At 70.5% G+C, this 11,883-nt stretch carries 12 protein-coding genes; 3 read left to right on the top strand and 9 right to left on the bottom strand.

Annotation, left to right across the window (positions count from 1 at the left end; translation table 11 throughout):
* Positions 1-3: 3 nt before the first annotated feature.
* The 4 genes from VMI11_05775 to VMI11_05760 form a co-directional block, all read right to left on the bottom strand.
* Positions 4-1,086, bottom strand: a complete 1,083-nt coding sequence (locus VMI11_05775; GenBank protein ID HTY71918.1) for a GNAT family N-acetyltransferase — start codon at positions 1,084-1,086, stop codon at positions 4-6.
* The gene (locus VMI11_05770) at positions 1,083-3,404 is read right to left on the bottom strand and encodes an EAL domain-containing protein (GenBank protein HTY71917.1); all 2,322 of its coding nucleotides are present in this window, start codon (positions 3,402-3,404) and stop codon (positions 1,083-1,085) included. The genes VMI11_05775 and VMI11_05770 overlap by 4 nt, the downstream gene beginning before the upstream one ends.
* 114 nt (positions 3,405-3,518) lie before the next feature.
* Entirely contained in the window at positions 3,519-3,992 is a 474-nt protein-coding gene (locus tag VMI11_05765; protein HTY71916.1) for a MarR family transcriptional regulator, read from the bottom strand.
* A 32-nt stretch (positions 3,993-4,024) separates the two neighbouring features.
* Positions 4,025-4,723 (bottom strand): ROK family protein, encoded by a 699-nt coding sequence (locus tag VMI11_05760; GenBank protein ID HTY71915.1) that lies wholly within the window; start codon positions 4,721-4,723, stop codon positions 4,025-4,027.
* A 31-nt stretch (positions 4,724-4,754) separates the two neighbouring features.
* On the opposite strand from VMI11_05760, the gene VMI11_05755 reads away from it, so the two are divergent.
* Positions 4,755-5,099, top strand: a complete 345-nt coding sequence (locus VMI11_05755) for a hypothetical protein (protein HTY71914.1) — start codon at positions 4,755-4,757, stop codon at positions 5,097-5,099.
* A gap of 6 nt (positions 5,100-5,105) precedes the next feature.
* Here VMI11_05755 and map read toward each other — a convergent pair whose 3' ends face one another.
* The 5 genes from map to panB all read right to left on the bottom strand — a co-directional run bounded on the left by map (position 5,106) and on the right by panB (position 9,678).
* Positions 5,106-5,921: a type I methionyl aminopeptidase gene (gene map / locus VMI11_05750; protein ID HTY71913.1), complete on the bottom strand. Its 816-nt coding sequence runs from the start codon at positions 5,919-5,921 to the stop codon at positions 5,106-5,108.
* 105 nt (positions 5,922-6,026) lie between these two features.
* Positions 6,027-6,623 (bottom strand): DUF1508 domain-containing protein, encoded by a 597-nt coding sequence (locus VMI11_05745; protein HTY71912.1) that lies wholly within the window; start codon positions 6,621-6,623, stop codon positions 6,027-6,029.
* Between the two features lie 111 nt (positions 6,624-6,734).
* Positions 6,735-8,051: an MFS transporter gene (locus tag VMI11_05740; GenBank protein ID HTY71911.1), complete on the bottom strand. Its 1,317-nt coding sequence runs from the start codon at positions 8,049-8,051 to the stop codon at positions 6,735-6,737.
* 52 nt (positions 8,052-8,103) lie between these two features.
* Positions 8,104-8,697, bottom strand: a complete 594-nt coding sequence (locus VMI11_05735) for a hypothetical protein (protein ID HTY71910.1) — start codon at positions 8,695-8,697, stop codon at positions 8,104-8,106.
* 102 nt (positions 8,698-8,799) lie between these two features.
* Entirely contained in the window at positions 8,800-9,678 is an 879-nt protein-coding gene (panB, locus tag VMI11_05730) for a 3-methyl-2-oxobutanoate hydroxymethyltransferase (protein ID HTY71909.1), read from the bottom strand.
* A 155-nt stretch (positions 9,679-9,833) separates the two neighbouring features.
* Here panB and VMI11_05725 point away from each other — a divergent pair, with 155 nt between their 5' ends.
* Both VMI11_05725 and VMI11_05720 read left to right on the top strand, forming a co-directional pair.
* Complete coding sequence (locus VMI11_05725) at positions 9,834-11,447, top strand: MFS transporter (protein HTY71908.1); 1,614 nt, start codon at positions 9,834-9,836, stop codon at positions 11,445-11,447.
* A partial coding sequence (locus VMI11_05720; protein HTY71907.1) for a TetR/AcrR family transcriptional regulator occupies positions 11,444-11,883 on the top strand: 440 nt, incomplete at its 3' end. The genes VMI11_05725 and VMI11_05720, both read left to right, overlap by 4 nt.

Genomic DNA, 11,883 nt, shown 5'->3' with positions numbered 1-11,883 from the left:
GGGTCACCCGGAGATCTCGTACCGCGGGTCGGCCGGTCGGGGCGCGGTCATCCCGAGACGCAGCATCACGACGGGTTCGAGGTCGTTGCTGCACAGCAGGCGGTCCGGCGCCCGCGAGGTCATCCAGTCAACGGTCCCGAGCGTCGGGTCCTTGAGCGCGCGGTCGACGACCGCGGCCTCCAGCAGGCGGCCCGGAGCGTAACGCGCGTAGCGGGTCACGAGGTGACCCTCCAGGACCCGGTAGACACCGCGGTCGACGAGCCCGAGGACGTAGGCCGCGAGGTCGTCGTCGATGCTGATCGTCGCCAGCTCCAGCAGTCCGGCGGCGGCGAGGCGGCGCAGCCGCGCGAACCAGATCCGCCGGTTGCGGGGGTCGTCGAGGTCGCTCAGCCGTCCCTGGGTGTGGTCGCGGTCCCGGTGGCAGGCGTCGAGCTCGGGGAGCCGGCCGAGGATCTCGTCGGGCAGCCGGGTCGCCTCCATCCGGCTCGTCCGCCCGTCGCCTCGCAGGCGGTTGCGCGCCTTGCGCAGCGTGCGGGACATGCCGGGGGAGAGGTAGTCGTCCACGTCGCTGCTGCCCCGCCGCCGGACGACGGGTACGGGGTCCACCGGGAAGGCGCTGATCCCGGGTGCGGCTGCCAAGAACGCGTCGAGGTGACCTGACGAGGGGTCCACCGGTCCGAGGTCGATCCACGCGCGCCGCGTCCGTGCTTCCAGGGCATGCATGAGGCCGAGGCCCAGCCGGTGCGCGGCGTCCTCGTCGGCGGCGAGGATGGGACTGCGGTGGCCCATGAGGCTGCCCGCCAGCCAGACGGTGTCCGCGGCTCGGCCGGGGATCGTCACGAGGAACACCGCGGCCGTGAGACCACCGTCCGCACCGCGCACGATCACCGCCCACGGCCGGGCGTCGGACGAGGCGGCCACGGTCGCGAACACCCACGCCCGCCCGGCGGTGGCGGAGGCGCCGCACGTCGAGGTGAGCCGGTCCAGGTCGTCACCGAGTGCCTGCAGCGAGCCAAGTCCTTGCACGACCTCAAAGCCCTGGTGCAGCCGGTCGAGGCCGCTGCGCTCAGCGGGCAGGGTGCTCACGGAACGATCTCTTCAGCGGTCGTCGGCGTGGCCTGGGTCGCGAGGGCGGGCGCCCCGTGCCGGTCGAGCCAGGCCTCGAGCTCCGCTGAGGGCAGCGGCCGCGCGTAGTAGTAGCCCTGCGAGGCGTCACAGCCCGAGGACGCGAGGTGGCTGGCCGTGGCCTCGTCCTCGACACCCTCGGCGACCAGCGTCATGCCGAGGGAGTGCGCGAGACCGATGGTGGAGCGCACGATGGCGGCCGCCCGGCTGTCTTCCGACATCGGCTGCACGAAGGAACGGTCGAGCTTGAGCTCGTCGATCGGCAGCTCTCGCAGGTACGCCAGCGAGCTGTAGCCGGTCCCGAAGTCGTCGACCGCGACCCGGATGCCGAGGCCCCGCAGCTGCGTGAGGATCTCCCGTGCGCGTTCCCGGTCGCCCATGAGGAAGTCCTCGGTGATCTCCAGCTCGAGGCACTCCGACGGAAGCCTCCGGTTGAACAGGATCGAGCAGATCCGATCGGGCAGCTCCAGGTCGACCAGGGACGACGCCGAGAGGTTCACCGCGACGGTCAGCATCCGTCCCTGACGGCGCCACTCCATGACCTGGTCCATCGACTGCTCCAGCACGGCGGTCGTCAGCTCGCGCATCAAGCCGGCGTCCTCGGCGAGCGGCAGGAACGCCGCCGGATAGAGCAGCCCGCGGACGGGGTGCTGCCAGCGGACGAGGGCTTCCACGCCTCGGACCACGGAGGTCCTCGAGTCGACCTTCGGCTGGTAGTGCACGGTGAGGGTACGGGAGTAGACCGCCTCCCGAAGCTCCTCGAGGGTCCGCAGCCGGTCCTGGCCGTCGGTGGAGTCGCTGTCGGCGCTGTAGACCCAGTGTCCGATGCGACGCTGCTTCGCCTGGTACATCGCGATGTCCGCCCGGCGCAGCAGGGTCGAGACCTCCTGGCCGTGGGCGGGCACCAGCGACACGCCGATGCTCGCCTCGACCCGGACGGTGACGCCGTCGACGGAGAACGGCGGGGTGAGGGCGTCGTGGATGCGCTGGGCGACCCGCTCGGCCGCGTCGACGTCGACACCGACGAGGAAGACCGCGAACTCGTCCCCGCCCAGGCGGGCGAGGACGTCGTTGACGCCGATGAGGCAGCCGGCGATTCGTTGCGAGACGTGGCAGAGAAGGTTGTCTCCAGCGTGGTGCCCGAGGCTGTCGTTCACTTCCTTGAAGCGGTCCAGGTCGAGCAGCAGCAGCGCGCCCTCGACGTGCGGCGCCGCGTTCAGCCGGCGCTCGACCTGCTCATAGAACGCGCGCCGGTTCCCGAGGCCGGTCAACTCGTCGGTGAGGGCGAGCTGGTGGCTGTGGGCCAGGGTGGAGACCTCGCGGAAGCTCACGATGAGGCGTCCCATGGCCATGACCACAGTTCCCGCGGCGAGGAAGACCGCCACCGGGTGCAGATAGCGGTCCTTTCCGGTGCCCCAGACCAGCAGGGCGACCGAGCAGACTGTCGCTGCGATGGGGATGCCGAGCAGCAGCCAGGCGGGGAGGGCGACGCCCGTAGGCCCCTTGGTCCATCCCGGAGCCAGCGCCATGAGCACGGTGGCCAGCACCCAGATCGCGTCGTCCGGGCCGCCGGGCTGGTAGGAGTTGTGCGCGGTCATGATGAGGTAGGCGCCGTCGGCGACGGCGAACAGCATCAGCCCGCCCATGAAGAACCACAGCCCCCGCGGGGGCCGCCAGTGGAACATGGCGAGCACGGCGGTGACGACCAGCATCAGCAGGATGTCCAGCAGCGGGTAGGCCAACGTCGTGAGGACCGCCGAGGGGCTGCCTCCCGTCACCGACAGGACCGGGCCGACGATCGCCGCGGAGACGGCACCCACGGCGAGGCCGCCGACCGCGCCGTCCAGCCAGAGGCTCAGCGGGACCCGGTCGGCGATGTCGCGCACCACGAGGACCAGGGCCACGAAGGCGAACGCACCGAAGGACAGCCACAGCGCATCGGCGGGTGACGGGAACGGCTCCGGGTCCAATGGACGTACGAAGATCGTCCAGTAGACGTTTCCGAGCCCGTAGACCGCGAGGCCGACGGCCAGCACCTTCCAGGCCGACTGGTACGCAGTCGCCTTGCGGGCCCTGATCCAGCACAGGACCGGGCTCAACATGTAGCAGATGTTGTTGAGCCAGCCGTCGAGGATCAGGTTGTAGCCGGGGTGGCTGCGCACGCCGGGGATGGTCGAGACGACGAAGACCGTGAGGGTGGCCGCAAAGACGACATAGAAGGCGCGCGTGAGTGTCGGCTCGGTCAGCCGCACCCGGCCCGCGATCGCGGTGCCGCTCATGCACACCCCCTGCGCTGGACGGTCCTCGCGTGCATCGGCAGGCGGGGACGGGCGCTTGAGGCGGGCCGGGCGGCGCGGACACCGCGGCGCTCACCCGTTCGGCGTAGTGAGGACTCAGATCCGGCGAGATCCGTCGGGCTGCAGACGCTCCACGACCTTGTCCAGGAGATGGCCCAGCTCGTCGAACTCGCCCTCGTCGAAGACGTCGACGAGGTGCCGGCGGACGGACTCCACGTGGTGGGGCGCGGCGGCGACGAGGACCTCCCAGCCGTGGTCGGTGAGGACCGCCCACCAGCCGCGCTTGTCCGTCACGCACTCCTCGCGCCGGACCAGGCCCTCCTCCTCCATGCGGGCGACCTGGTGCGAGAGGCGGGAGCGCGAGGCGAGGGTGCGCGCCGCGAGCTCGCTCATCCGCAACCGGCGGCCCGGCGCTTCGGAGAGACGTACGAGCACCTCGTACTCGGCCATGGACAGTCCACTCGTGGCCTTGAGGTCGTGCTCGAAGACCTCGGCGAGCAGCAGCTGCGCGGTCAGCCACGTCCGCCAGACCTGCTGCTGGTCGGCATCGAGCCAGCGGGGTTCGGACACAGGAACAGAGTAGTTGAACGCGGGAAGACCGTTCATGTCCTGTGGGTCGCCGCGTGGCGCTCCCACAGCTTGATGCCCCCGAGGATGCCCGCGTTGTTGTCCACGACCGTGACACGCGGCCCGAGGTCCGCCGTGACCTTCCGGGCGTTGCCGCCGCCGATGTAGACGTGGTCGTAGCGCAGCATCGTGTCGAAGGCCTCGAGCGCACGGCGCAGCCGCGAGTTCCAGCGTTCCGGTCCCACCGCCTTGCGGGCCGCGTTGCCGAGCTGGTCCTCGAAGGACTGGCCGTTGCGGAAGGGGCCGTGCGGCAGCTCGAGGTGCGGGAGCAGCCGCCCGTCCTCGAACAGTGCGCAGCCGAGGCCGGTGCCGAGGGTGAGCACGAGCTCGAAGCCCTTGCCCTTGATGACGGCGCAGCCTTGCACGTCAGCGTCGTTGGCCAGCAGCAGCGGCTTGCCGAACGCCTCGCGCAGCCGCTCCTCGAGGGGGTAGTGGGCCCACGCGGCGACCATCTCGGGGTCGGGCGGACCGGACTGCACGCGCCTGGACAGGGACGGCACCATGATCACCCGGCCGCTGCGGATCAGGCCGGGGAAGCCGACCGAGACGCGGTCGAACGGGGGCATCTGCGCGGCGAGCTCGAGCAGCTTGCTCACGAGCAGGTCAGGGGGGCAGGGGTACGGGGTCTCCACACGGACCCGCTCGACCGTCATCTGCCCCTGGGCGTCCAGCACGGATGCCTTCAGCCCGGTCCCGCCGATGTCGATGGCCAGGGTCTTGACCCCGGGCGGCCAGCGAGAGGGGATCGTCGGCCCGTCCGGGACCTGCCGGCCGGTACGTGCTCGACCGCGGGACGGCCGCCCGTTGCTCGTCCCACGGGCGGGCGCCGACTTCGAGGCGCTGGCCTTCCGTGGAGTGCCAGTGGTCGTCGGGTTGTCGGTCGCCGTCTTTCGGGTCGCCGTCTTCGTCGTCGGCGTGCCCGTCATGGAGGCCCGTTTCGTCGCGGTGGACGGGGTGGCGGGGCTCTTGCCGGACGTCTTGGCTGCTTCCGTCGATGACTCCCCCGAGGGCGACGTCGACGAGGCTCTCGTCGTCATACGCCCACTGTAGGGGGACTCACGGCAGTGTGAGGATCTCCGATCCGGTGTCCGTGACGAGCACGGTGTGCTCGAACTGGGCAGTCCGCCTCCCGTCGCTGGTCACCACCGTCCAGCCGTCGTCCCAGATGCGGTAGTCGATGGTGCCTAGGGTCAGCATGGGCTCGACGGTGAAGGTCATCCCCGGTTCCATGACCGTCGTCGCGCGGCCGTCGTCGTAGTGCGGCACGACCAGACCGGAGTGGAACGCCTCTCCGACTCCGTGGCCGGTGAAGTCCCGCACCACCCCGTAGCCGAACCGCCGGGCATAGGACTCGATCACCCGGCCGATGACGTTGATGCGGCGCCCCGGGGCGATCGCGTTGATGCCTCGCATCATCGCCTCATGGGTCCGTTCGACCAGCAAGCGCGACTCATCGTCGACATCGCCGACGAGGAAGGTCGCGTCGGTGTCCCCGTGCACGCCGCCGATGAACGCGGTGATGTCGACGTTGACGATGTCGCCCTCGACGAGCTGCGTGGTATCAGGGATCCCGTGACAGATGACCTCGTTGATGCTCGTGCACAGCGACTTCGGAAAACCCTTGTAGCCGAGGGTCGATGGATAGGCGTCGTGGTCCACGAGGAACTCGTGCCCGATGCGGTCGAGCTCGTCCGTCGTCACTCCCGGTGCGACATGGCGACCCACCTCGGCGAGCGCCTGGGCCGCGATGCGCCCGGCGATGCGCATCCGCTCGATGACCTCGGCGCTCTTGACCTCGGACCCGGTGAACGGCCGCGGACCCTTGCGGCCGACGTACTCCGGACGTTCGATGTCCGCGGGGACGGCCCGCATCGGCGACAGCAGACCCGGTGACAGCGGCACCCGATCAGTGTAGAGGCGGGCGACAGCAAGAGCCCCGCCTCCCTGAGGGGACGGCGGGGCTCTTGGGGGGTGGCCTCAGGCCTTCTTGGCGGGCGCCTTTCTCGCGGTCCGCTTGGCCGGAGCCTTCTTCGCCGCGGTCCGCTTGGCGGGAGCCTTCTTGGCGGCGGTTCGCTTGACGGCGGTCTTCTTCGCGGCCACTCGCTTGGCTGCGGTCTTCTCGGCTGCAGTAACGCGCTTGGCCAGCGCCTTCTTGGCGGCGACCAGCTTGGCCGGAGCCTTCCTCGCCGCGGTCTTGCGCGCCGGAGCCTTCCTGGCCGTCTTCGTGGCGGTGGCGGCTCGGGCCGTCCGCTTGGCGGGTGCCTTCTTAGCGGCTGCCCGCTTCGCGGGCGCAGCCTTCTTGGCCGGGGCCTTCTTGGCGGCAGCCCTGCGCGCGGTCGTCTTCTTGGCCGCGCGCTTCGCGGGGGCCTTCTTGGCCGGCGTCGCCGCGGCGCTCGCGACCGTCTGGTCGTCGACCGCCGAGCCTGCGTTGCGTCGAAGCGAGTTGATGCCGCCCTGAGCGGCGACCTTGGAGTTGTATGCCTCCGACGTGGCGATGGTCTGCCCGTTGCTTGCGACGAGCTTGAACCTGAACTTGCCGGCGTCGTCCTTGCTGAGCACGTACTTGGCGGGCACTGATGCCTCCTGACGATGTGTCCGGGCGGTCGCCGGACCTGTGCGAACACAAGCGTGTCACGGATCGAGTGCGCAATGCACCTTCACGCGTCGTTTCTCCGACAGTGTGTCCTACGACGCATTGAGCTCGAAGCCCGGTGTGGCGAGTCCTTCGAGGGTGTGGGCCTGCTTGCGTCGAGCCGCCGCCTCAGGGCTCGTGCGAACGTCGTAGGCCCACAACGCAGGGAGCGAGATAGCCAGAAGAACCGTTGCGATGCAACATGAAACGCCGCCTGAACCCAACGACGCGCGCAGCCCCGCGTAACGGGCGACGACACCCGACCGCGTCTGTCCGAGGCTCGGTCCGACGGAATACGACAACAGCTCGATGCCGGCAAGACGTCCCCGCAGCTCGTCGGGGATCGTCTGGTTCCACATCTGCATCCGGAAGAGCGCGCTGACCATGTCAGCGCCCCCGGCGATGCACAGCAGGACGAGGACGACCCAGATGTCGTGAGCCACCCACAGCAGCCCGATCGCGCTGCCCCAGATGAATGCGGCGTAGACGATGGCCCGCCCGTGGTGATGAACACGGTTGCTCCATCCTGAGGTCAGCGACATCACCAGCGAACCGAGCTCCGGTGCGGTGTAGAGGAGTCCGAGCGCCCACACCGCGTGGAAGTCGGCGGCGATGAACGGGAACAGGGCGAAGGGAAAGGCGAAGAACATGGCTGACAGGTCGATGACGTAGGTCCCCAGGAGGTCCTTGCGTGACCACGCGTACCCGATGCCCTCAGCGATCGATCGCAACGACGGCGTCGTGGCGTCCGGCGGGGGAGGGGTGGCCCTCATGAGGGCGAGGCAGGCGAGCGAGAACGCGAAGCTCACCACGTCGACGGCGTACGCGGTCGCCGGCCCGGCCGTCGCGACCAGCAGCCCACCGATGGCGGGTCCGAGCAAGGACCCGATGGTCCCGCGGACTGAGGCGAGCGCAGCCGCTGCACCTTGCTGGTCCGGAGCGACGATGCGCGGGACCATCGCCTCGAGGCTGGGTCGCTGAAGGCCGCCGAGGGCGGCCACCACGAACCCGAACGCGTACAACGGCCAGACGCGCGGCTTGGCGAGCATCGCGTTCACGACGAGGCCGACCGAGAGCATGGTGAACGCGAACTCCGTGGCGAGCACCACTCGACGTCGATCGAGCGCATCGGCGAGCGCGCCGCCCCAGAGGCCGCAGACCACGAGGGGGACCACCTCGACGGCGCCGAGCGCGCCCACCTGCAGGAAGGATCCGGTGAGCTGCTTGAGCTGGTAGGGGAGGGCGACGAAGGTGATCATCGAGCCGAGGTAGGAGACCGCACCGCCGACGAACAGCAGCCGGAAGTCGCGCGACGTGCGCAGCGGCGTGGTGTCGATGCGCGTTCGCCGGAAGAGGTCAGCGAGGCTCACAGCGAGCATCCTGCCGTGCGAGCCCGGTGCGCCGCCCTCCGATATCGGGGTGTCAGCGCCCGGTGCGGGGGCCGGTCATCGTGTCGAGCATGCGCCCGAGGCGGTCGCGAAAGCCCCGTCGCGAACCCACCGGGACCTCACCGACAGCGGCGCTCACCAGGTGCTGCACGGAGTCGAAGGACACCTCGACGAGATCGCTCGTCACCACCGACAGCGACTCGTGCGCCACGTCGTGCAGCTCGGTGTCGCCGCCGTCGAGAGAAAGCACGGTCGCACCCGCCTTGCGGGCGTCCCATGCGCGTTGGAGCAGCCCTTCAGGTGCGTCCTCCTCCGCCACCACGACCACGGTCTCGCCGCGGGTGGCGTGCTCGAGGCGCTGCACGGTCACGGCCAGGTGGGCGGGGGCGTCCGGCTCGGCCTGCCAGCGGATGAGGGTGGGTCGCATCTGCGGCAGGTTCGCCAGCTGTGCCTCGTCGCTGAGGTGCGCGGTCAGGTGCCACGGCTCGTCGTCGGGCGTACCGACGAGGAGCAGGCCGGAGGGCAGGGTCGTCGAGGTCCGCATGGTGCGAGCGAAGCCACGGGTGCGTTCGACCCACGACGTGCTCGCCAGCAACTCACGGAGGGCGGCGACCCTGGCGGCGTCCACGGGTCCATGGTGCCGGTCTCTGAGCCGGCGTCCCGGACCCGTCCCCCGAACGGGCGCGTGTCGCCCGGCGCGGGTAAGGAAGCGCCGTGGTCTCGGCTCGTCTCAGTGATAGGTGTGCGCCTCGTCGGGGTAGGCGCCGGACACGACGTCCCCCGCCCAGGCCTGCACGGCCGAGGTCAGATAGCCGCGCAGGTCGGCGTAGCGGCGCACGAACTTCGCCCCGGGTCCCGGGGTGAGCCCGACCAGGTCCTGCCAGACGAGGACCTGCGCGTCGGTGCCGTTGCCCGCGCCGATGCCGATCGTCGGGATGTCGAGGGAGTCGGTCACCCGGCGCGCGAGGTCGTCGGGAACGACCTCGAGCACCACCGCGAAGGCACCGGCGTGCTGGAGGGCCTTGGCGTCCTGCAGCAGACGGTCGCCCGCCTCGCCACGGCCCTGGACCCGGTAGCCACCGAGGACGTTCACCGACTGCGGGGTCAGCCCGACGTGGGCCATCACCGGGATGCCCGCGGACACGAGAGCCTCGACCTGGGGCACCGCCCGGGAGCCGCCTTCGAGCTTCACCGCGTGAGCGCCGACCTTCATGAAGCGGGCGGCCGTCTCGAGCGCCTGCTGGGGTGAGGCCTGGTACGAGCCGAAGGGGAGGTCCGCGACCACCATGGCGCGGCGCGTTCCCCGGATGACGGCCGCCACGAGTGGCAGCAGCTCGTCGACCTCGACCGGCAGCGTCGAGTCGTGGCCGTAGACGACCATCGACGCGGAGTCACCGACGAGCAGCACGGGGATCCCGGCCTCGTCGAAGACGCCCGCGGTGAGGGCGTCGTAGGCGGTCAGCATCGGCCAGCGCTCGCCCGCGGCCTTCGCGGCCGCGAGGTCACGGATGCTGACGCGCCGGCTGGACGCAGCGCCGTAGAGGGTGGTGGTGGGGGTGGCGGCACGCTCTGCGCGCGCGGGGGCGTCGGCCCCGGCCGGGTCGGCCATTGGGAACTCCCATCTCGAGGCCCCTCGCGGGGTCCCCGTACGAGGTCTCCAGTCTCGCACATGCAGGTGGTCCCAGCGTCGTCTCCGGGCGGAGTGGCCGCCGTCCGGGACTTCCGCTACGCTTGCGTATCGAAATCCGACAGGAGGACGATCCCATGGCCCAGCCCGCGACCGCGCCGACCGAGGAGGACCTCAACCCCCGGCGGTGGGCGATCCTCGGCGTGCTCGTCATCAGCCTGCTCGTCGTGGTGCTCGACAACACGGTGCTCAACGTCGCGCTCCCGACGATCGCGCGCGAGCTCGACGCCACGCAGGAGCAGCTGATCTGGTCGATCAACGCCTACTCGTGCATGTTCGCCGCCCTGCTGTTCACGTGGGGCGTCCTCGGCGACCGGTATGGGCGCAAGCGCATCCTCCTCATCGGACTCAGCTTCTTCGGCGCCGCCTCGCTGCTCACGGCCTACGCGCAGACGCCGCTCCAGCTGATCCTCTTCCGCGGCCTGATGGGCGCCGCCGGGGCCTCCGTGCTCCCCGTGACGCTGTCGATCATCACCGTCGTCTTCCCGCCGCGCGAGCGCGGCCGAGCGATCGGCCTCTGGGCCGCGGCGGTCGGCGCGGCGGTGGCCATCGGCCCGGTGCTCGGCGGCTTCCTCATCGAGCACTTCTGGTGGGGCTCCGTCTTCCTCATCAACGTGCCCATCGTCGTGGTCGGGCTCATCGCGATCACCATGCTGGTGCCCGAGACAAAGAACCCCAAGCCGGGCAGGCTCGATCCCGCGGGCGTCGTGCTGTCCATCGGGGGCCTGCTGCTGCTGACGTACGGCATCCTGCACGGCGGTGACACCCAGGACTGGCTGCTGTGGACCGTGTCGGTGCCGATCGTGCTGGGGCTCGTCCTGCTGACCTGGTTCATCCTCATCGAGAAGAACAGCGACCACCCCTCGCTCGACCTCAGCCTGTTCCGGATCCGCAGCTTCGTGGCTCCGCTCACCGCCGTGTCCCTCGCGTTCGCGGCGATGTCGGGCTCGCTGGTGTTCCTCACGTTCTACCTGCAGACCGTCCGTGGGTGGTCGCCCTTGAAAGCCGGCCTGTTCGTCCTGCCGGTGGCGATCGGTCAGATCCTGGGGGCCCCACGTACCCAGAAGCTGGTCGCGAGGTTCGGGGCGCGGACGGTCATCACGGCGGGCTTGTCTTTGGTGACCATCGTGTACGTCGTCATCACGCAGTACTCCACGACCACACCGGTCTGGGGGCTGCTGCTGACCAACTTCTTCCTCGGACTCGGGCTCGGCATCACGATCGCGCCCTGCACCACGCGCATGACGCTCGCCACCCCGCCGCAGCGTTCGGGTGCCGGCTCCGCGGTCCAGAACACCGTCCGGCAGGTCGGTGCGGCGCTCGGCGTCGCCGTGGTCTCGTCAGTGGTCGCGACGATGTACTCCAACAAGCTCAGCCCCGCGGTCACCGCGCTGCCGTCGGACGCGCGCAAGGCGGCTCTCGACGACATCCAGAGCGCGGCGGTCGTCGCCGGCCAGGTCGGCGGCACCGCGGGACAGCAGCTCTTCGACGCCGCGACGACCGCCTTCCTGCATGCGCTGCACTGGGCAGCGATCCTCTCCGGCCTCATGACCCTCGCCGCCCTCGTCGTGATCCAGCTGCGGCTGCCGGCGACGGCGGAGACGGCCGCCTGGGAGGCCGCCGCGCCCTTGGAGGGTCGTCGGGAGGAGGCGGTCCACCCGGTGCCCGAGGCGGCCCCCGAGCTGCCATGAACGAAGGCTGTGCGCGGCCCGGTCGACCGCGAAGCGCGGAGGTCGACCGGGCCATCATCCAGGCCACCCTCGATCTGCTGGTCGACGAGGGCTACACCGCGCTGACCGTCGAGGCGGTGGCTGCCCGCGCGTGCGTCGGCAAGACGACCGTGTACCGCCGGTGGGCGAACAAGGACGTGCTCGTCGCCGATGCGCTGTCGTCGGTCAACGAGGAGCTGCCCCCGGTCCCGACGGCGGGGTCGCTGCGCGACCGGCTCGTCGCGCTGCTCGAGCAGATCCGCACGAGGTCCCCGGAGACGGTGAGCGGGCGGATCATGCCGCGCATGGTCGCGTATGCGCGCAGCCACCCTGAGCTGTTCGAGGTCTACCAGACCCGCGTTCTGCAGCCCCGCCGTGAACGCGTCCGGTCAGTGCTCCGGGAGGGCGTCACGTCCGG

The organism is Actinomycetes bacterium, from assembly GCA_035506535.1.
Lineage (GTDB): Bacteria > Actinomycetota > Actinomycetes > DATJPE01 > DATJPE01 > DATJPE01.
Note: the sequence above shows the minus strand (reverse complement) of the source record. Positions and strands in the feature narration are given on the sequence as shown.